This window comes from Kaistella soli (assembly GCF_019038595.1).
Classification (GTDB): Bacteria; Bacteroidota; Bacteroidia; order Flavobacteriales; family Weeksellaceae; genus Kaistella; species Kaistella soli.
Window position 1 is genome coordinate 29,327 of record NZ_JAHOPF010000004.1, and the last position, 21,638, is coordinate 50,964.

Sequence of the window (21,638 nt, forward strand, 5' to 3'; positions counted from 1 at the left end):
TGATGTATGACAATTATTCCAAATTCTTCTCATTATATAACCAGGAACTAGATTTTGACGCTATCGTAACGAAAAATCTCTGTTCTTCTGTCATATTATTTTGATCAATATACCAACCTCCATGTTTTGCTTCGAAGTTATTGGCAAATCGATGGGCCCTTAAATAGGAAATGTTGTCATACTTGTTGGGATACCCTGGTTTGTATAAGGCAAATGTAGTATCAAGGGATGCTATATAAATATCTTCTGAATCTTTAAGTTGCCAAAATTTCTCTTCCCACTTTAATATCTTTTCCTTCAAAATATTTTCGTCAGGTATATCATCTAACCTTAAAGCGAATCCAACTTTCGTTATTTGGTGCCAATGTTTTTTTAAATGTACTAAGAGTTGTTTGATAAAGTCATCAGGTAAATCTTTATTAGGAACAATATCAGCATCGGTAATCACATAAAAACCTTTTCCGTGTTTTTTTTGTAAATAATTATTCTTAAAAAACACAGCATGACCAAAGTTTTCCTCCATAAATTCAATTGTTACATGTTTTTTTATTTCATTATAATATGCTAATAGTGGTTGATAAGTTGATTTATTATCTATTATTATGATATTTTTAAAGTCATGTTTTACCAAGGAATTTACCAATTGTTTCAAATAGTGCAATTGGTTATAATTTACAATTATGATCGGAATTTCTTTAGGATTTGTAATCTGTCTTCGTACAATTGCATTAAAATATAAATCATAAGTACGGTAGATATAATTATTGATTATACCATAAATCCAAATATTCAATTTTGTAATCTTAAACATCAATAATATTAAAATTTAATTCTTTAAAATAAAAAAATATGCTCATATTAAATTTTCACTTGAGAAAAATGTGATTTCCGACATTTAACAAATACCTGATTTTCTTTTCGAATTGAAATGTAATTTCAATACTTCTTTTTTTAGTAGCTCCAGAAAAAAAAGAAAAGATGTAATTGTAATTCAATTTGGCCAATCTGTTGGCTAAGATATATTGATTTCTTGCCATCAAAACTTCTTTTTCCGGATTTTGAGCATACGACAATGAATTTGGAGAATAATGATTTTGATGTAAAACTATTTCTGCATCTACAAACTTAACTTTTAGATTCTTACGGACTCTTTGTATAAACTCATTATCATCATAAGCAATTCCGAGTGCGAATCTTTCATCAAAACCTTGTAATTTATCAAGTGTATTTTTTGAAATTGCAGTGCAAAAATGCAAAGCATACGGCCGATGAAGAGAATGATTGTACCAACCTAAAGCACCATCGTTTTTAACAACATATGCATTTTCTTTAATAATTTTCTCTATCTTATTTTGTACGAGGAAAGTATCCAGATGATCGGTTACCTCCTTGTCCAAAGAAAAACATCCAAAACTTAAATAGTTTTTATCGTTCAGATACTCATTAGTATATTTTAAAATATCCCCTAAATGAAAGCATTCTGGATTTTGAATAATGATTTTATCACCCTTCGCCGCCCTAAAACCAATATTAAAAGGAATACACGAATTTTTGTACCATTTATTCGCAGGGTCAAGATATATAACTTTTAGAAAAGGAAATTCCTCAGTAAGATCTTCCAGACGCTCTTCCTCACCACTGCCATCGTCTACCGCGATCACTTCAAAATCTCCGGTGAACTGTTGCCTTTTGATACTCTGAAGGGTATTTATGAAAAGTTTTTTTCTGTTGTAATATGCTGTTACTATAGATATCATCTTTCAGTTCTTTTTAATACTCCAATTCTTAAATTAATTATTTTGTTTCCTAACCTAATAAAAGGTAACTCGAGTTTTTTTTCTAAAAATAAAGACAGAGGATAACAGGTAGAAATTGTGATGAGAATATAAAAACACATTTCTACGAGGCTAGAAACCGGTTGTAAAAGATAAAAGGCAAGTATAAAATGAGTAATGTATAAAGAATAAGATATAATACCTAATTTTTGAAAAAGGATTAAATTTAAAAAGGATTTCTCTAAAATTTTGATAAGACCACAAAAAGACAATCCAGATATAAATGGAATAAACAAAAATTTTTCAATTTTCCATAAATATAATGAAATGAACGTAAAAATACAAAATAGAATTATTGCATTTAATAGGTTTATTTTCTTTTCATATTTATAATATAGAATCCCTGTCAAAAACACAGGCATTTGTAAAATAATATTAAAATAAGCAAACGAATTATTTTTCACATCGGCTTCATAAATAATCACAATTAAGTAACATACCACTATCATAATCATGGCCTTAATTATCATATTTCCCCTTAACATAAATTTATATAAAAAGGGAAAGAACAAATAAAACAGCATTTCTGTGCCAATAGACCAGCCCCCTGGCACTATTGTATTATTTGCAGAAGGTATCATGCCATGTGTAAAACTGAGATTTGCAAAAATATTGAAAGTTGAATATTTACTAATATCTTTAAAATATAAATTTAAAAAGAAGTATATAATAATACCTAAATAGTAAATTGGAAAAATTCTGAAAAATCTTCTAATGTAAAAACTTGAAATTGGAAAGAGATCATCCTTTCGTTTTTCAGCCGATAAGCATAAAGTATAAGCTGATGCAATGAAAAAAAGTTGTACTCCCATTTGACCATAGTCAAAGAATAATTTTAATATTGAGTTTTTGAAATGATATAATTGTGAAATATGTACAATTATTACCATAATAATAGCAATACCTCTTGCAGAATTTATAAAGGTATATTTCATCACTATCTTAATTATGACTTTCTGCTGACTGCCAATTACTTTCCACTCCTGTTTTTCCGGGGCGCACAGCACCAAATTTTTGCAAGAAGGAATTTTCATTATCTTCCATTTCAAAGGTAATTTGATATTTCGGTTCGTGGTGAACCACCGTATTGCTTGATGGTGAATAAACCGCAAAAGTTGCAGTGTAAAAACCATTAGTCAAAAGATTTCTTGGGCAGACGCAGGTTACATCAAAGTTTCCCGCGGCATTGCTACGAAAGCGGTCAGTCATATAATCGGAAGTCCAGTAGACAACTTCATCATTACTATCTCTTATATCAATTGTAATATAAGCATTAGCTACCGGTCTGCGGCTTATCATTTTAAAATCAAAAATTAACTCATCATCCGTACAAATACGACTGTGATTATGGGGGGGGTTCAAATCCACCTGCAAAATCTGCATATCTTTGGAAGCATCTTCAGGAAACACAATATGAAAGGTTTTTTCTTGCGCTGCAAACTCTTCATCGTATCTATGAAGTACTCGATCTATTTTTCCATCAGAGATTATACCTCCATTCTTTAATAAGATACCCTGCTTACAAAGTTTTCGAACAGCACTGAGGTTATGGCTCACAAACAACACCGTCCTTCCCTCGCCTTTGCTTACATCACCCATTTTCCCCAGGCATTTTTTCTGGAACTCGGCGTCGCCTACCGCTAAAACTTCATCTACAATTAAGATTTCAGATTCCAGATGCGCGGCAACGGCAAAGGCCAGTCTTACATACATCCCGGAAGAATAGCGTTTTACCGGTGTATCAATATACCGCTCCACCCCCGCAAAATCTACGATCTCATCAAACTTTCTTTTGATTTCATGACGCCGCATGCCTAAAATAGCACCGTTCAGAAAAATATTTTCACGGCCTGTCATCTCCGGGTTAAAACCTGTTCCCACTTCCAGCAGCGAAGCAATTCTCCCCTGCACTTCAAAATGCCCGGTCGTCGGTTTCGTCACCCTCGAAAGCAGTTTCAGCAGTGTAGATTTACCCGCACCGTTTCTGCCGATAATGCCTACTGCATCGCCTTTTTCAATTTCAAAATTAATATCTTTTAAAGACCATACATAATCACTGCTGCCTTTGCTGGAGCGGTCGTTGCTTTCGCCAATCTTAAGGAAAGGGTCTTCTTTCCCTCTCAGCTTCGCCCAGGCACGGTTCAGGTCATGAGAAATGGTGCCGGTTCCCACTTCACCGAGGCGGTACTGTTTGGATATATTTTCTGCGCGGATGGCGGTGTTGGGTTTCAAGGTCGGGTTGAGGTTAAGGTTAAGGTTGAGGCTAAGGTTGCGGTCAGTAAGATTTTTAGTTCCGGCAAATTTATAAAATTTACATTCAATTCGCACGGAACAGTGCAGAAAATCTAAACATTTTATGCTCCGGTGCGGATATTATTAATAGAATGGGGGAAATGCTGGAGGTTTGATGCGGGGTGCTGGGTGTTGGATGTTGGATGTTGGATGCTGGATGCAGGATGTTCGATGTTCGATGCTGGATGCTGGAGGTTGGATGCGGAATGTTGTCCGTTGTCCGTCCCCGATAGAGGTTAACCACACAGTCACCTCATTACATTGCTCATTGCTCATGAATGCTGGATTTTTTCACAGATCACACCCAAACCCTTACTTCGGGGAACCCGGAAAAAAAAATTCCAGCAGTTTTACCCCAGCCCTTACTTCGACGGGCTCAGCATAAAAAAAGGAGCTTGTGGAATTTTTTTAAAGAGATAGAAAGAAGAAGAAGAAGCTCTTTATTATAAAAAACGGGGCTTTCTTGAAAAACCAAATTCACGCACGTTATACCGGAAAAAATCTTTGCCCACAACCCTTACTTCAGGGACCCAGCAAAAAAAATTCCAGCAGTTTTACCCCAACCCTAAAGGGAGCCCGCTGGAATTTTTTAAAGGAGAAAGAATCCGCTTATCATTAAAACGGGGTTCTCTGAAAAACCAAATTCACTCCCTTTTTTATGCTGAGCCTGTCGAAGTAAGGGTCGGGGAAAATGAATTTGGTTTTTTCCTGATGACAAAATCTCCCGTTATAGCACAAAACCACTCAAGCACCCTTCCAATCAATCACTCAAAAACTCCAACTTCCTGTAATGATGAAGCTGATGCATTACTCATTGCTTATTGCTCATTGCTCATGAGGGGCTGGGTCCTTGCTGCTGGAAGATTCCCACTGCACAGATAAAACAGATGTTGTCTTCTGCTGCGCTCACCTTCTGTACGAAAAAAATCGCTCAATATAGTACACATCTACTCCATCATTCTCCCACTCAAAAACTCATTACTCAATACCTTTGAATTTGTCACTGATGACTGAATACTGATTACTGATCACTCCTCTAAACTTGGGATTGCTTCGTCGTTGTCCCTCGTCCTCGCAACGACGGTTATTTAAGCACATCACCACATTATCACATCACCTCAATATCACATTATCACATCAGCAAATCACCACATTATCATATCACCGCTCTACTTTAGTGGATACTTTTGTATATTTGAAATATTATTTTAATTACCTATATATTTATTACATGAGAAAGAGTTCAAATTTAAGAGCCTTAAGAAAATCTATTTCTCAGAGAAAAGAAGAGATTATCCTGGTAAGATCTGCTAAGAATGCAGGTTCTAATGCGACCAGATCTTCCCGTGCTTTGGGCTTGGCGGTAAAAATTATTAAAGATCATGAGATTATCACCGTTCAGCCAGATAAAACTGAAAAGGTGATAAGATCTATTCATAAATCTTCTATTGACATTTCAAAACTTAGAAAAGGTTTAATTCTTCATAGAAGATAAGATGTCTGGACAAAGGTTGAGAATCTTCGCAGGTCCCAATGGTTCGGGAAAAACTACTCTTTTCGAAGCACTTGCTGAAAATTATGATACGGGAATTTTTCTTAATGCAGATTATATTGAGAAAGAATTATCGACAACCGGCTTTATAGATCTGAATAAATACGGCCTCAATCTTAATGAAGATGATCTTCAATATTTTCTAAAAACAGAGCGGGCTAAATCTTTAATAGCCAAATCTATAAATGACCGTCATCCTATTGACATTGCCATTAAAGAAAATATTATTGTCGATATTGAAAAGGAAAGTCACAGCTATGAAGGGGCTTTAATTAGTGCTTTTATACGTTTCTATCTTCAAAAACAACATCTTGATTTCTGTTTTGAAACAGTGATGAGCCATCCCTCGAAGATTGATGAAATTATAGAAGCAAAACGAAATGGCTATAAAATTTATTTGTATTTCATCTGTATTGATGATCCTGAAGTGAATGTTTCGAGAGTTGAAAACAGAGTTGAAAAAGGTGGACATCCCGTTCCTCCTGATAAAATCTCGAGTCGGTATTATAATACTTTGAAAAATTTAATCTTAGCAATCGAACAAGCTGATAAATGTTATTTATTTGATAATTCAGGACAAGACTTTAAGTTAATCGCTAAAATTAACGAAGATGCAATGACTCTGGAAGTAGAGCCAGAAAATTTACCCAACTGGTTTTTAGAGTATGTCTTAAAATATTATCTATAAGCTTTCATCTACAAGATGCTCCAGGTTGCTTCGCTGCGCTCAACTGCTATGCTGCCGATTTGTCTCTGAATACTGATTACTGATCATTGATTACTCACAAATCGATTGGGATTGCAAATGGCTTATTGCTTATTGCTTATTGCCTATTGCCTATTTAAAAACGAAGCTTGATGGAAAAACCAAATTCACTCCCTTTTTTATGCTGAGCCTGTCGATGTAAGGGTCGGGGAAAATGAATTTGGTTTTTTCCTGATGACAAAATCTCCCGTTATAGCATGAAACCACTCCATCACCCTTCCGCTCAATCACTCACACTTCCTGCTCTCACTGCTGAAGCTGATGCATTACTCATTGCTAATTACTGATTACTCATTGCTTCTCCCTACACCGTATCCATAAAACTCTTCTCCACTTTGTTGAAGATGACCGTTCCTACAATGAGGAGGGCTACAATGAAGATGCTGCTCCAAAGAATACTGAGGAGGTCGAAGCTGCCGGAGCCGAGATAAGCATAGCGGAAACATTCGAAGATGGAGGATAAGGGGTTCAGAAATACTAAGAAGCGGAATTTTTCCGGTAAGGCAGAAGCGGGATACACGACAGGCGTGATGTACATAAAAAGCTGTACCCCAAAGGTTAGCAGGAAGGTTAAGTCTTTGTACTTGGTCGTTAAAGAAGAGAAAATCATTCCCATTCCCAAAGCAAACATCGCCATGAGTGCGATAAGAAGCGGCGTGATCAGCATCCACCAGTTGGGGTGAACGGTATCGGTGAAAACAACATAATACAGCAGAATCAGGATAAAGATCGCAAACTGCACCGCAAATTTCATCAGCGAAGAAGCGACGATGGAAAGCGGCATGATGAGCCGCGGAAAATAGACCTTGCCGAACATTCCGGCATTGGCCGTGAAAACACTGGAGGTTTTAGTGAGGCTTTCCGCGAAATAGTTCCACACCGTGATACCGGAGAGATAAAATAAAACCTGTGGCATGCCATCGGTGGACAGTTGGGCTATATTTCCGAACAGGATCATGTAAATCGCAGTAGTCATCAAAGGCTGCACAATAAACCACAGGGGCCCCAGGACGGTCTGCTTGTAAAAGGTAATAAAATCGCGCTTCACGAGCATATACAGAAGGTCCCGGTAGTCCCACACTTCCTTTAAATTCAGGGAAAAGACGGACTGTCTGGAGTGGATATAATACGTAGGCTGAGGGGCTTTGTTCATAGAAGGCATTGAAGGGGTAGATTTTAACGCGTGCAATTTAACTATTTATTTTGGAATTGAGGGTGATGGGTGCGGGATGATGAAGCATGAAAGTTACCCGCAAACCAAATTCACTCCCTTTAGGGTTGGGGAAAATGAATTTGGTTTTTTTTAATCCCCGAGAAAGAATTTTCAGGTGGACGACTACCCTTGTCGTAACGGAAAAATCTTTTCCCCAGCCCTAAAGGGTGGATTTTTCCTATGGATCGCTTAGTCGTAAAGTACAGGCTCTAGTGTTTGCTTTTATTACTTATTACTCATTGCTCATTGCTCATCCCCTAAAGCCGGTACTCCGCATGCTTCAGCACCCCTTTCACATCATACACTACCCCATTTTCTTTGAGGAAAGACGAAAGATCGAGGTCCAGGAATTCCTGATGGGCGACCCCTAAAATTACCGCATCAAAACGGTGTTCCGGTAATTCTCTGAGGATTTCCAAACCGTATTCGTGATGCACCTCCCCGGCATCAGCCCACGGATCGGTAATGGTGACGTTGATTCCGTAATCCTTCAGGGCACAGACGACATCCACGATTTTGGTATTGCGGACGTCACCGCAGTTTTCCTTAAAGGTAATCCCAAGCATAAGGACCTCAGCACCATTCACCTGAAGGTTCTTTTTAATCATCGCTTTCACCACCTGGTTCGCGATAAAACCACCCATGGAATCATTCACCCGCCTTGCTGTTAAAATCAGTTCGGAATAATAGCCGATGTCCTGAGCCTTCTGTGCGAGGTAAAACGGATCTACCCCAATACAGTGCCCTCCAACCAGACCGGGCGTGAAAGGAAGGAAATTCCATTTCGTTCCCGCGGCTTTCAGTACTTCATGCGTATCGAGATCCATGAGGGCAAAAATCTTCGCCAGTTCATTCACAAAAGCGATATTGATGTCGCGCTGTGCATTTTCAATCACCTTAGAGGCTTCTGCCACTTTAATACTGGGTGCCAGATGCGTTCCCGCCGTGATGACCGACCGGTATAAAGCATCCACTTCCTGCGCAGTTTCTGGAGTGGAACCTGAAGTCACCTTCATGATCTTTTCCACGGTTTTTTCCCGGTCTCCTGGATTAATCCTTTCCGGAGAATACCCACAGAAGAAATCCACATTAAATTTCAGACCCGAAAATTTTTCGAGAACCGGAACACATTCTTCTTCCGTCACCCCAGGATACACCGTAGATTCATAGATCACAATATCGCCTTTCTTCAGGACGCTTCCTACGGTTTCGGAAGCGTGGTACAGCGCACTGAGATCGGGTCTGTTGTTTTTATCGACAGGAGTGGGAACGGTGACGATGTAGTAATTGCACCCGGCGATGTCTTCTACGTTTGAAGAACAGATTAAGCCGGTCTTTGCCGTTTCAAAGTCCGAAACCAATACTTGCTGTAATACATGATCTTCCACTTCCAGGGTTTTGTCCGTACCGCTGTTCAGTTCTCCTATTCTTTTGGAATCAATATCAAAACCAATCACCGGATATTGGGTAGCGAATAACCGGGCTAAAGGAAGGCCTACATAACCGAGGCCGATAATCGCGATTTTAATCGATTGAATATTTTCTGCGTTTTCCATGTTTTCATTTTATAAAGACGGTCAGGGACTACATTGCTGGATGTTGGATGTTGGGTGATGAATGTAACCAATATCCGCTTAATCACGATACTACGCTTTAAACCGAATATTCCTGTAAAAAACCAAATTCACTCCCTTTAGGGTCGGGGAAATGAATTTGGTTTTTTATGATATTTCATATTGCTCATTGCTTATTACTCATTACTCATCACTGATCAGTCACCATCCAGCATCCTCAATCACTCAACCACTCACCACAATACTACACTTTAACCTCCTTCATATACCGGAAAAAATCTTTGCCCCAACCCTAAAGGGTGGATTTTTTCCTCAGGGAATAATTATCTTCAAAGGACACTCTTATAAAAAACCAAATTCACTCCCTTTTTGATGCTGAGCCTGTCAAAGTAAGGGTCGGGGAAATGAATTTGGTTTTTTACGACATTTCACATTGCTCATTGCCTATTACTCATTACTCATCACTGATCAGTCACCCTCCAGCATCCAGCATCCTCAAACACTCATTCACTCAACCACTCAACCACAATACTACACTTTAACCTCCCTCTTATACCGGAAAAAATCTTTGCCCCAACCCTAAAAGGTGGATTTTTTCCTAAGGAGGAATTAACTTCAAAGGAAACTCTTATCAAAAACCAAATTCACTCCCTTTTTATGTTGAGCCTGTCGAAGTAAATGTCGGGGAAATGAATTTGGTTTTTTATGATACTTCATATTGCTCATTGCTTATTACTCATTACTCATCATTAATCAGTAAGTTACCATCCAGCATCCTCAATCACCCAATCACCCAATCACTCAAATACTCAACCACTCCATGATGCAATCCCATCTTCCATCTTCCAGCATCTAACATCCAGCCTTCCCGCTTCCCTACCCCCATCTCTTCCACCAAACCGGCTTATCATCATGCGTATAGGAATAATACCCATAGCCGTATTTTTTGCCGTAGCGGGTATTTTCGGGTTTCACACTGTTCAGGACAAAGGCCATGTTTTTAATCTGGTTTTCACGGCGGAATCCCGCGGCAAAATCGATCATGTCCTTTTCTGTAAAGTCGGATTTCACGACATAGAGCACCACATCGGCATTTTCCACCAAATGGAGGGTATCACTCACCAGCATCACCGGTGCAGAATCAATGATAATATACTCATACCGGTTTTTCAGCCATTCCATCATTTCATCAAATTTCGCCATATCGAGAAGGTCGTTAGGGTTGGGGGCAATCTGTCCGCTGAAGAGCACGTCCATATTTTCGCTGATTCCCGACCGGATGATATAGGATTCAGGGGAGCGGTCTGAGGATACCAGATAGTCGGTAAGTCCTGTATTTTTACCGCTGACAAAGCGGTGCAGCTGGGGGTTTCTGATGTCGGCCCCCACGATGATGACTTTGCTTTTTCCGGCCAGCGTGAGCCCAAGATTCACTGATACCGTAGTTTTTCCTTCCCCTTTCACCGAAGAAGTAACGAGCACCACCCCGCCGTGTGATACTTCTCTGGCTCTCAAAAGAAATTTAAGATTGGAACCCAAAATCCTGAAGGATTCGGCGAACACTGAGAAATCATTGGGATGTACGACGGGATTCTCCCCGCTGATCACCGGCACCTCCGCAATGACGGAAATATCACCTGCTGCGGAAAGGATATGCTCCTTGGAGTGCACTTTGGTGTCCAGCAGCTGGATGCCGATCAGCATAAGGAGCGGAAGCAGGAAGCCTGCGGCAAGGGAGCCGTAGATGATCTGGCTGTATTTGGGTTCGACAATTCCTGTCGTAAAGGCAGGGTTGACGATTTTAGCTTTCGGTGCGGTTACCGCGAGGGTAATGGCATTTTCTTCCCGCTTCTGCAGGAGGTAAAGGTAGAGCTGCTCTTTGAGAGTCTGCTGCCGGTCGATGCTTCTGAATATTTTTTCCTGGGTGGGATATTTGCTGATATTGCTCTTTGCCACATTGAGCTGAGCATTGGCCTGGGCGAGCTGCAGCTGAAGGGTTTCCCGGGATTCCAATAAATTTTTGCGGATTAGATTCTTGAGGGCAGCCAGTTTTTTGTTCATCTCCACAACGGCAGGATTTTCTCCCGTCGCCTGTTTCAGCACCCGGTTCCGGGTGAGGAGGAGTTCATTGTATTCTGAGATGCCGGCTTCGGTACCTGAAGACAGCCCCATCCCTGAGGGCATGAGCTGATCCCCTGCACTGGCAGCAAGCACCGAATTCAGCAGTTCAAGCTGCATGGACTGGGTGACAATGACCTTGGTATTTTCACTGGATTCCTGTACTGCCTGCCCTGCCTGAGTCTCCAGATTGGTAATCTGGTTGGCCCGCTTGAATCTTTCCTTTTCCCCTTCAATACCGGAAAGGTCTCCGGTGATGATGTCGAGCCTTCCGTTGATAAAATCCTGGGTACTCCTGGCTTCTTCGTTTTTATCGTTGATCCCGTCGATGATGTACTGTCTGGTCAGTTCATTCAGGATGTCCTGGGATCTTTTGGGCACAGGTCCCACGAGAGAGAGCTCCATCAGCAGCCCTTTGTTTTCGGGAAGGCTGACCCCAATGCTGCCTTCGAGCCTGCTCACCACCGTGGCGGGGTTCTGAAAAGTCACTTTTATCGGCGCTGCTGCCTTAAAACCGGGCTTTACATTGATCTGTACCACTCCAAAGGAGAGCTTCACCGGTGCACCGAAACGGTGCACCGCGGGGGAACCCGAAAAGGTATAGGAATTGCTGCCCCTCGGAGTAATCACATAGGTGGCGCCATAAAACTGGTCGGGATCAGCAATACTGATGATGCTTCCGGTAAAGGGAGCATCTCTGTAAAGTGCCACTTCCTTGATGGCGCCTATGCTGTAGAAACTGACGTCCAGATTCAGGTTCCGCACGACTGCCCCGAGGATGGGTTTGGAAACGATAACGGTAGTTTCTCCCTGCAGCTCGTTGTCCCCGCTTACCCCCATTCCTAGGTTTTTCAGATCGCTAAGGGCTGAGCTTTTTGATTTGGACTCCTGAATTTTCAGGGAAGTTTTGGTGTAATACTGGGGTTCTGCATAGCGGAGATAAATCTTCGCGGCGGTATAGAAGACCGCCATGCTGAGCAGGAACCAGGGCCATTTTCTGAGGTATCTGCCGATTTCCTTCTTGATATTGAGGGGTTTGGTATTTTGTAGCGGTACCGAATTTTCCAGAAGTTCCATCAGCAATTATTTACGGGTTAAAGAAATGATCAGCGTCAGCAGGCCTAAAGCCACGCCTCCGTATTTGATCCATTTGTCCGTTGCGGCATCACTGTTCACCGACACCTGCTTATTGCGGTCGGGTTCTACATACAGGATGTCGTTCTGCTGCAGGAAATAATAAGGGGAATTCACAATGGAAGCTTCGGATAGATCAAGGGGAATCACCTCATCCTTGCCGGTAGTCTCCGAAGTCCGGATGAGTTTCACATTGGTTCTGTTGGCATCATAAGTAAGGTCACCCGCCAGGGCGATGGCCTGAAAAATATTGAGTTTTTCCGTTGGACTGGTCTTCAGCCCCGGTCCCTGAACTTCCCCTAAAACGAAAATATTGAAATTAGTAAGGGTAATGGTGACCATGGGATCGCTAATATACCTTTTAAGGCGGGTTTCGAGATCTGCTTTCAGCTGCTGCTGGGTCATGCCTTTGCAGTAAACGGCGCCCAGCACCGGGAAAATAATCGTCCCGTCCGACCTCACCACATATTCGCTTCCCTGTGCAGCACCCGTACCTGCATTCCCGTCTCCGGAGTTGCCCGTCCCGGCCATCGTGCTGCGGTTGAAAGGCCTTACCGCGAGTTCTTCAAATGCGGACACCAGAATATTGAGTTTGTCCCCTTCCTGAATATGAAGACCGACAAACCGGGCCTGAGAAACCTCCTGAGCGAAATTGTCGTTGGTCATGTACACCACATTCTTCTTGGGGGTACAGGAAAAGAAGAGTACTACTGTAAAGATAATCGGAATTGAGCTGTGTATTTTCATTGCCGCTGGTTAAAGCTCAAAGGTAAAAAAAAAATCAAGGGGAGCTGCTGTTTATTGACGGACGGGTTTACCACCAGTTTTCCTGGATATAATAATTAAGACCCAAAGAAAGCGTCCTGTTATACGTATTATTGAGGTTGTTCTTCGGATACACCGTACTGAATCCCCGGTCGAATCTGAGGAAAGTTTCCAGGTGCTGGGAAACTTTGAGGCCTACGCCCATGGAGACCCCATAACCGAACTTCTTTACCTCATCGTCCAGATTATATTTGTAATAGACTGCATCATACGCCGGATCTACTTTTTTATCCTGCCTCACCATATATTCAATCCGCGGACCGGCAAAGAGAAACACATCCCTTTTCATATTTCCCTGATGAAAGAACCATTTCAGATACACCTGCATGGCCACATAATCATAATGGTATTTCTGGATGCCATACAGATCCTCATCCGCCTTGGCATGCTCGCCGCCCATGCTGTATTCAATCTGGGGGGTAATGTAAAGCCAGGCTGAATCAAAAACATCATTCTCTACGAGGGACCACTGGCCGAAAAACCCGAGCGCTCCGCCATATTTGCCTTTGGACACATCATGTACCCCTACGATCGATCCCTTATGAAAGTTCCCGGTCACTCCATATTTGAAAGTCTGCCCGCTGACCGTGATCAGCAGGAAAACGCTGATGATTGCTATGATATTCTTCATATTTTGTGTTAATTTGGCTGTTATATGGCAAGAATGTTTTGACAAAAATAATTAAAATAATGACAAACGCAATATTTTTTATCGGTAAGGACTTTTACCCTTCAGCCAAAATGGCATCAGAAGGGTCGGGAAGCGAGCAATACCCGTTAAGGATTTTGCAGCAAACGATCAGAATGCCGGGTCTTAGTAATGCTGCGCAAAACGGAGTCCGCGGCAGGTCAATACCCGGGGAGCAGGAACCAGTAGGTCCTCACGATGGAGGCGCCGAGGAAGACGGCGGTAAAATCGGTAAAACGGCTGAACCACCCGTTTTTTAAATTTCTTACCCTGTCCATAATTTTAGCGTACGAATGATCAACGTGATATTCTTTTTCAAGAAGTACCCGGCATCTTGCAGGATAGACGGTAAGATCCTCACTGATCAGTTGATCTAATGCCACCATCATTGCTGAGAGATCACCTGCGTGAACTTTGTACCCGCATTCATAGTGCTGCACAATATCGCCAATATCCGTATGGGGATCGGTGGCTGTAATCACCGGCTTGCCCATCTCCAGATAAGACAGCAGCCGGGAAGGAAAGTTCGGAATCAGAAAATTCTTATCCAGAAAAATCAGTCCGATATCGCATGAAGCGAGCAAAGCGTCATATTCTGCTTTGGGCAGCTTACCTAGTAATTTGGCATTCGGCGGCAGGTGATCGGCAAACCAGCCGGCGATGCGTTCGTATTCCGTTCCGTCCCCCACAATCAGAAAAAAGGCCTCGGGGTTTTGGACACTGGTGATGGTTTCCAGTAAAAAATCAAGCCCCTGGGGAATTCCCAGATTACCGCCGTATACGAGGATTTTCCTGTTCTGGGGCAGGCCGTATTTCTTTCTTATGCGCGTCTTCTCTCTGCTGCTGAGGATATGGTATACGGGTTCTACAGAATTGGGATTTACTTCCACTTTCGCGGCTTCAAGTTCAGGATTGTGAGTCAGGACAAAATTGACATTGGCCGGCGACATGCATCCGATGGCATCGGAGATTTCGTAGAGTTTTTTTTCCTTAAGGCGGAAGCGCGTATGAATAAGTCTGTCCTTTCTGATCATTCCCATATCTACGGCATTCTGGGGGAATATGTCTTTAAGCAGCAGATAGGAATAGGCACCGTCGCGCTTTTTAATGTACTCTACCACCTTTACCAAAGTGATGGGCGGGGTGGAATACAGCACGATGTCAAAGGTTAAATCGGGAAGATGATTTTTAATAGCCGACAGGTATTGGTATTCAATGGCGATGGTTCCGATTCCCTTTTCAATGATATTGGTTTTCTGAATATTCAGTGTTTTGACCTGAAGGATGGAAACCCCGTCCCTGACACAAAGATTCGTATCTATTTCGCGTCTCCGCTGTACAGGGGTAACGATGGTGACTTCATGGCCTTCATCGCGGAATTTGCGGAGCAGATCCTGATAGATCCCTCTCTGCTCCACGCTCTCGATCTCTACTAAGGTCAGAAATATAATATTCATGGGATTTAATTTTCCTCAGACCACACCGTTCTTCTAACGTAATCAGTATATGAAATAATAATGCGCACCATTTTTTCGGAAACATTCGGCATCGAATAATCCGACACCCGGCGGAAGTTTCTTTCTTCGCCTACCTGTTGCTCCATGACCTGTCCCAGCCCCTGCAAAATCCGTTCCGCGGAAAGCCCGGTCATCATGACGCTCGCCTCTTCCATGGCTTCGGGTCTTTCATGGGCCTGGCGGATATTCAGGGCCCTGAAATTCAGGATGGAGGATTCTTCAGAGATGGTGCCGCTGTCGGAAAGTACCGCATAAGAATGCATCTGCAGGGCATTATAGTCATGAAACCCCAGCGGTTTGAGCAGCTGTACCTTCCCGTGCATCACTTTCTTTTTTCTGTCGATCATGTTCTGGGTCCGCGGGTGGGTAGAGACAATCACAGGATACTGATACTGTTCGGCAATGGCATTCAGGGAATCCATGAGGGCATCGAAATTCTTCTCCGAGCTGATGTTTTCCTCCCGGTGTGCGGAGACGACAAAAAACTTTCCTTTTTCCAGATTCAGCCTGGTGAGGATATCCGATTTTCTGATATCCGGCAGATAGTGGGTCAACACTTCATACATCGGCGAACCGGTTTTGATGATCCTGTCGGCCGGGAGGCCTTCGCGCAAAAGATATTCCCTTGCAATATCGGAGTAGGTAAGGTTAATGTCTGCGGTGTGGTCCACGATCTTGCGGTTGGTTTCCTCCGGTACCCGCTGATCAAAGCAGCGGTTTCCGGCTTCCATATGAAAGATGGGAATATGCCTTTTTTTTGCAGGAATGGCGCACAGGCAGGAATTGGTATCCCCAAGCACCAGAAAGGCATTGGGCCGCAGGTCTTCCAGAAGGGGATCAATTTTGATCAGGATATTTCCAATGGTTTCTGTGGCGGTCTTGCCGGCAGCTTCAAGGAAATGGTCGGGCTTTCGGAGCCCGAGATCTTCAAAAAAAATCTGGTTAAGTTCATAATCGTAGTTCTGGCCGGTATGAACAATGACATGTTCCACAGCTTCCGATCGGTCCAGTGCTGCGAGCACCCTGGACAATCGGATAATTTCGGGGCGGGTTCCTACCACCGTCATCACTTTCAGTTTCTTCATATTGGAAATATTTACAAAAATAAGCTATTTGGGGAATATATTTTACGGTTTTCCTTTTTACGGCATCCCTTAAACCTCCAGAAAATAGGTATCTGCGTCTTCCGGGTCATAGGGTTCATTGATCCAGAAAAGAGTGTAGAGTTCCTCTTCACCTATATTTTTGATGTTGTGGGTATACCACACCGGCATGTCCACATAAGCGGGTTCAGCTCCATCAAGATAAAAATCAAGAACTTCCTCCGAATCAATTTTCCTCAACTGAATTAAAGCTTTTCCTTTGATCACGGCAAACCGTTCTATTTTTCTGGTATGAAAATGATTTCCTCTGGTAATTCCGGCCACCGTTGTTGAGAATGAACATTGTCCTCCGATCCCAAGCCGGATGATTTCTACAAACACGCCCCGCGGATCAGAATGGCGCGTAAGTTTTACCGGAAAATGGGCAGAGGCATCAATATAGGACCTGAAGGTATTGAAGAGCTGATAATCGAACGGTGTTTTCAATTCAGGAATTTCACCACCATAGAAATAGAGTTCCTTGAAGGACTGAAGTTTTTCCAGAACCTCCGAAACTTTAACCGAGGCCGTAAAAGGAACGGTATACTCCGCTTTGGTTTCGCCGGATTTTATCTGATACAGCATTTCCTGTACCAGTTCGCCAACATAAATTAACTTTACTTCGCCGTCCATATCAATGACAGGAGTTTCGTTATGGGTAAGTTTGTGGCAGAAGGTGGCAATAAAAGAATTGTAATTCGGTTGACCGAAAGGCCCGAAAACATTCGGAATAATTAATCCTGAAAACCTACCCCCACTGTTTTCCGCCCACTTCGCCAGTAGCTGCCGTCCCTCTTTCTTGGATTTTCCGTAAAGATTGTCTCTTTCTTCCTGGGAGGAAGAGGAAAATACAACGTGCGCCCTGGAACCGGTTCTTTCCAGGGAGTCAACGAGCTGCTTCACCAACCCTGTATTCTGGCGGTAAATTACTTCCGGATCCGGATGGCGGTTCATGGCGGCGAGATGCACGATGACGTCGCACTGTCCGACAAAAGCGTCCATCATTGCCGGATTTTCAAAATAATCTTTATGGAAATCCACTCTTTCGAATTCTTCGGGACTTAACCCTAAAGTATTGTATAAGTGGGAACCCACAAATCCCTGCTGCCCCGTAATTCCTATTTTTCTGGTCATCTGTTTTATGTTTAATTAAAATAATCAGGCCTGTTCAGCCCTCATTTGATCTCCTGCCGGTCCGGCCGTCCCGATCTAATAGGAATAGTGTTTCACCTCTTCTCCAAAAATCTCTTTGCGGATCAGCGGAAGGCCTGAAATTAATCTTTTCAGTCCTTCTACACCCTGCTGCTCTGCATTATGGGAATGGTAGTCTTCAATCGCAGAAATATCACTTTCTCCTTCGGAAAAATATTTGGCATAATTCAGGTCCCGGTTGTCCGCAGGGATTCTGTAAAAATCACCCATATCCTCTGCATGCAGCATTTCTTCCCGGGTACACAGGGTTTCGTACAGCTTTTCCCCGTGACGGGTTCCAATGACCTTTACCGGAACTTCTTTGCCGGTAAGTTCAATAAGCGCCTTCGCAAGATCCCCGATAGAACCTGCCGGCGCCTTGTTCACAAATAAATCACCCTGGTTGGCATTTTCAAAAGCGAAGAGTACCAGATCGACGGCATCATCGAGAGACATAAAAAATCTGGACATATTCGGGTCGGTCACCGTGATTTCCTCCCCTCTCTGTATCTGGTTTAAAAACAGAGGGATGACAGAGCCCCTGGAGGCCATGACGTTTCCGTACCGGGTAAGACACACGACGGTATCTGTAAGGTTCCGGGATTCCGCCACCGCTACTTTTTCCATCATCGCTTTGGAGATTCCCATCGCGTTGATCGGGTAAGCCGCTTTGTCCGTACTCAGACAGATCACCTTCTTTACTTTATTATAAGCTGCCGCACGGATGACGTTATGGGTTCCCTCAACATTCGTCTTGACGGCCTGCATCGGAAAGAATTCGCAGGAGGGTACCTGCTTGAGGGCCGCCGCATGAAAGATATAATCAACCCCACGGGTGGCCACCTCCACACTGCTGTAATCGCGGACATCGCCAATATAATATTTTATTTTAGAGCTTTTATACAGCGTGCGCATATCATCCTGCTTTTTCTCATCGCGTGAAAATATACGGATTTCCTTAAAGTGATCGGTATGCAGAAAACGGTTCAGCACTGCCGTTCCGAATGAACCGGTACCGCCGGTGATGAGGAGGGTTTTGTTATTGATTTTCATTATTTGATTGTTTTAAAATTTGTATTAAATACTCTATTTGATTGTAAACAATCTGTTCTGTTTCTTTAATATTCTCTGTTACGGCCTGTTTAAAACCCTGCTGTATTGAACTGATCTCATCCGGATCGAAGGTTAGAGAGGGTTTGCAGACTGCATGAAGATAATCCATATCCGAACCGATGATTTTACAGTCCGCTTCAATGGCTTCCAGAATTCCAAGACCAAAGCTTTCTGATTTTGACGGGTATACCGAAAATTCAGCTTTTGCATAATGTAATCCAAGTTCACTATGGTTGATGAATCCCAGATTAACGATAGGATATCCCATATTCTGAAACTTCATGATTTTTTCGGCGAGAATTGGTGAATCTTTAGAAATAGTAAGCACAAGTTTTCCGGTCTGACAGTCATCGTAAAATTTCGTGAACGCCTCCAGCAAAAGATCGTGATTTTTGTATATAGAACCTCCGCTGACATAAATGAATGACTTGGGGTCTTTCTCCACCTCCGGATAACTCAAACTCCGGTAAAAAGGTACCACAATAATATTCTGCTGATCTAAGAGGGGTAATGCCCGATGTAAACTCCTTTTAACGCTTTCCGTCTGAACCACCATCTTATCTGTATTTCCCGCGAGCCATTTAAATATCAATGATTTTATTCTAAAAATAACTTTCTCTTTTGGGGAAAGGTTAGTGGATTGCTCGATAAACAGGCGCTGATGAAAATAAGTGTACACCGGTACCTTCAGTTTCAGTGAAGGCGCCAGATTTCCGAAACAGAGCACTGTGGAAAAACGGGTCTGATGGGCTTTGTAAAACTGATGTCTTTTCAGCAGTGAAGCCTTTAAATAAATTTTTCTGGACGACGGTATATCCCCAAAGTCTTTTTTGCAACGCTCATCAAATAAATAGAAAACTTCCAGCCCTGCCTTTTCTACCTCCTGAACCAAATAGTCAAGAAGTACTTTGCCGCCGCTGTTGTTGATGTAAAGACTATCGAGTAGGATCATTATAATTTTTTATTAACTGATAAAAAAAAATCGATATGTCTTTCAGACCAGAAAGGCTCAATATGTCTTCTGTTTATAACCTCCCCATCCATCGAGAAATACCGCTTATAATTGGTGCCGCTAAATATATAGGGGTGAAGGCCTTTAGCAATAGACAATGCATGAGACGGAAAATTTTTAAACTGACCGTATGGCCATGCAAAATAATCGCACTTAAAATTTAAATTCTGCTCCAAAACAGTTTTATTTTGATTTAACTGAAAAAATATTTCCTCATCGTTTAAATCTGACAGGTCGAAATGATCAAGTGTGTGCGACCCAATGACATGACCTCGATTGTGCAGATCTTCAATTTGTTTCCAGATCATTGGCTTTTTGCTGAATGTCTTCAATCTATCATGATATTGCTTCTGGTATGATTCGGTGGACCCAACATAATTAGCGTTAATAAAAAATCCAGCATTGCAATGATATTTTTCCAACAGAGGCGCGATAACTTCAAAACATTCTTCAAACCCGTCATCAAATGTGAATGCAACAAATGATTCATCAGAAGGAATACTTTTAGAAACAACCAAAGCAGTCGCTTCCTGTAAGGTAATGAGTTTTGATTTTTTTTGTAGATGTTTTAAAAACCTTTCGAAAATTACGCCGTCAGCACTGTTCATTACACCCGCCGTAATATAATGTGCATTCATGATATGAATGCCTGGTTTTGGATCTTTGAAAAATCCAGCCAGATTGAGGTAAATGTTTCTTATTTTATTTCGCACCGTTTAGTAAGTATGATAATTTATTGCCGAAAGTTCCAATCCCGTAAAATCGAGATCATAGTCTTCATCAAGTATTTTAAAGGTCACATTGGTCTGACTGGGAACTTTAATAAAAAAATTCAACATCAGTTTATTTCTAATTTTATTTTTTCTTGAAATTGGAAAACTTAACAGGTCAAATCCTGATTCTTTTTTATATAAATTAAATAATTCTGACACCGAAAAATGCCTGCCTGCACTGTCTTCAGCGAAAAGTACCTGCACCTCCTTCAACGTACCTCTTTTTCCCACTCTGCCAAGGGTGAGAAAACTGTCTTGCTGGATTACTGCATATTCTGCAACGGGATATTTAAAAAATCTCCAGAGTATATATTCGCGGTTAATAACTGATTTAAATGAAGAATCAGGTCTTGAAAGTTCTTCAATTTCAATATCTTTACGAACATAGCCACTGAGAGTTGGTGAGAAACTTGTTTTTAATTCTCTGATCCTTAGTATTAATTTCAGCAGGGAATTAGGTCTTATCCAGTATTCAGCACAGTTAATATTTGACCATCCACTTTTTATAAACCCAGGCAAACTTTGGAAATTTGGAAAATTGAGAAGAAATACGATTTTTCTGCGTCTTGCTTCGGTTTCCGCCACATCAATAAGTCTTTTAAAGATTCCATTACCTTGATGGTCCGGATGTACGAATGTTTCAAAAGATAAAGCAGCTTTAATTACTTTTCCCTCATAAACAAAATCCTGCATTCCGAAAGCTACACAGCCAATGATTTGGTCATTTTCTTTAGCACAGGCTAAAATAGATTCTCCAAATGGATTATCACGAAATTTCCACAAAAACCAGTCTTTTGTACGCATCTGTTCTCCATGGGCAGTTGCGGCGGTTGCAAGGAAGCTCTCAGTGAAAGAAATATCTTGTTTAAAATCAAATATAAAGGACTCCATAA

At 41.9% G+C, this 21,638-nt stretch carries 18 protein-coding genes; 2 read left to right on the forward strand and 16 right to left on the reverse strand.

The genetic code is table 11. The features are described 5' to 3' along the window. Positions 1–13: 13 nt before the first annotated feature. From KSK37_RS08260 to KSK37_RS08275, 4 genes are read right to left on the reverse strand one after another with little or no spacing between them, the layout of a single operon-like run. Complete coding sequence (locus KSK37_RS08260) at positions 14–811, reverse strand: glycosyltransferase family A protein (protein WP_217200778.1); 798 nt, start codon at positions 809–811, stop codon at positions 14–16. Positions 812–866: 55 nt separating this feature from the next. Continuing rightward, the gene (locus KSK37_RS08265) at positions 867–1,757 is read right to left on the reverse strand and encodes a glycosyltransferase family 2 protein (protein WP_217200780.1); all 891 of its coding nucleotides are present in this window, start codon (positions 1,755–1,757) and stop codon (positions 867–869) included. After that, positions 1,754–2,869: an acyltransferase family protein gene (locus KSK37_RS08270; RefSeq protein WP_246566357.1), complete on the reverse strand. Its 1,116-nt coding sequence runs from the start codon at positions 2,867–2,869 to the stop codon at positions 1,754–1,756. Before KSK37_RS08270 ends, KSK37_RS08265 begins: the two co-directional genes overlap by 4 nt. Further along, a complete protein-coding gene (locus KSK37_RS08275; protein WP_217200784.1) occupies positions 2,778–4,067 on the reverse strand; it encodes an ABC transporter ATP-binding protein in 1,290 nt (429 codons plus the stop codon). The genes KSK37_RS08270 and KSK37_RS08275 overlap by 92 nt, the downstream gene beginning before the upstream one ends. A 1,291-nt stretch (positions 4,068–5,358) precedes the next feature. On the opposite strand from KSK37_RS08275, the gene KSK37_RS08280 reads away from it, so the two are divergent. Then, the gene (locus KSK37_RS08280) at positions 5,359–5,622 is read left to right on the forward strand and encodes a hypothetical protein (RefSeq protein WP_217200786.1); all 264 of its coding nucleotides are present in this window, start codon (positions 5,359–5,361) and stop codon (positions 5,620–5,622) included. 1 nt (position 5,623) lies between these two features. Next, on the forward strand, positions 5,624–6,367 hold the full coding sequence (locus KSK37_RS08285; RefSeq protein WP_217200788.1) for an ATPase: 744 nt from the start codon (positions 5,624–5,626) through the stop codon (positions 6,365–6,367). Between the two features lie 382 nt (positions 6,368–6,749). Here the strand turns inward: KSK37_RS08285 and KSK37_RS08290 are convergent, their stop codons facing one another. The 12 genes from KSK37_RS08290 to KSK37_RS08345 all read right to left on the reverse strand — a co-directional run bounded on the left by KSK37_RS08290 (position 6,750) and on the right by KSK37_RS08345 (position 21,636). After that, on the reverse strand, positions 6,750–7,598 hold the full coding sequence (locus KSK37_RS08290) for an ABC transporter permease (RefSeq protein WP_217200789.1): 849 nt from the start codon (positions 7,596–7,598) through the stop codon (positions 6,750–6,752). A 317-nt stretch (positions 7,599–7,915) separates the two neighbouring features. Beyond that, positions 7,916–9,214 (reverse strand): nucleotide sugar dehydrogenase, encoded by a 1,299-nt coding sequence (locus KSK37_RS08295; protein ID WP_217200791.1) that lies wholly within the window; start codon positions 9,212–9,214, stop codon positions 7,916–7,918. Between the two features lie 894 nt (positions 9,215–10,108). Continuing rightward, positions 10,109–12,427, reverse strand: a complete 2,319-nt coding sequence (locus KSK37_RS08300; RefSeq protein WP_217200792.1) for a GumC family protein — start codon at positions 12,425–12,427, stop codon at positions 10,109–10,111. 6 nt (positions 12,428–12,433) lie between these two features. Further along, a complete protein-coding gene (locus tag KSK37_RS08305; RefSeq protein ID WP_217200794.1) occupies positions 12,434–13,231 on the reverse strand; it encodes a polysaccharide biosynthesis/export family protein in 798 nt (265 codons plus the stop codon). 67 nt (positions 13,232–13,298) lie between these two features. Then, positions 13,299–13,940, reverse strand: coding sequence for an outer membrane beta-barrel protein (locus KSK37_RS08310; RefSeq protein ID WP_217200796.1), 642 nt, complete (start codon positions 13,938–13,940; stop codon positions 13,299–13,301). Positions 13,941–14,158: 218 nt separating this feature from the next. Further along, positions 14,159–15,454, reverse strand: a complete 1,296-nt coding sequence (locus tag KSK37_RS08315; protein ID WP_217200797.1) for a glycosyltransferase family 4 protein — start codon at positions 15,452–15,454, stop codon at positions 14,159–14,161. A gap of 5 nt (positions 15,455–15,459) precedes the next feature. Continuing rightward, positions 15,460–16,599: a non-hydrolyzing UDP-N-acetylglucosamine 2-epimerase gene (gene wecB, locus KSK37_RS08320; RefSeq protein ID WP_217200799.1), complete on the reverse strand. Its 1,140-nt coding sequence runs from the start codon at positions 16,597–16,599 to the stop codon at positions 15,460–15,462. 69 nt (positions 16,600–16,668) lie between these two features. Beyond that, positions 16,669–17,790, reverse strand: coding sequence for a polysaccharide biosynthesis C-terminal domain-containing protein (locus KSK37_RS08325; protein ID WP_217200801.1), 1,122 nt, complete (start codon positions 17,788–17,790; stop codon positions 16,669–16,671). Between the two features lie 75 nt (positions 17,791–17,865). Beyond that, complete coding sequence (locus KSK37_RS08330; protein ID WP_217200803.1) at positions 17,866–18,900, reverse strand: polysaccharide biosynthesis protein; 1,035 nt, start codon at positions 18,898–18,900, stop codon at positions 17,866–17,868. Beyond that, the gene (locus KSK37_RS08335; protein ID WP_217200805.1) at positions 18,887–19,912 is read right to left on the reverse strand and encodes a glycosyltransferase; all 1,026 of its coding nucleotides are present in this window, start codon (positions 19,910–19,912) and stop codon (positions 18,887–18,889) included. Before KSK37_RS08335 ends, KSK37_RS08330 begins: the two co-directional genes overlap by 14 nt. Beyond that, a complete protein-coding gene (locus KSK37_RS08340) occupies positions 19,912–20,610 on the reverse strand; it encodes a polysaccharide deacetylase family protein (protein ID WP_217200807.1) in 699 nt (232 codons plus the stop codon). The genes KSK37_RS08335 and KSK37_RS08340 overlap by 1 nt, the downstream gene beginning before the upstream one ends. A 78-nt stretch (positions 20,611–20,688) precedes the next feature. Then, positions 20,689–21,636 carry a GNAT family N-acetyltransferase gene (locus tag KSK37_RS08345; protein ID WP_217200809.1) on the reverse strand — a complete coding sequence of 316 codons (948 nt, stop codon included), beginning with the start codon at positions 21,634–21,636 and terminating at the stop codon, positions 20,689–20,691. Positions 21,637–21,638 lie beyond the last annotated feature (2 nt).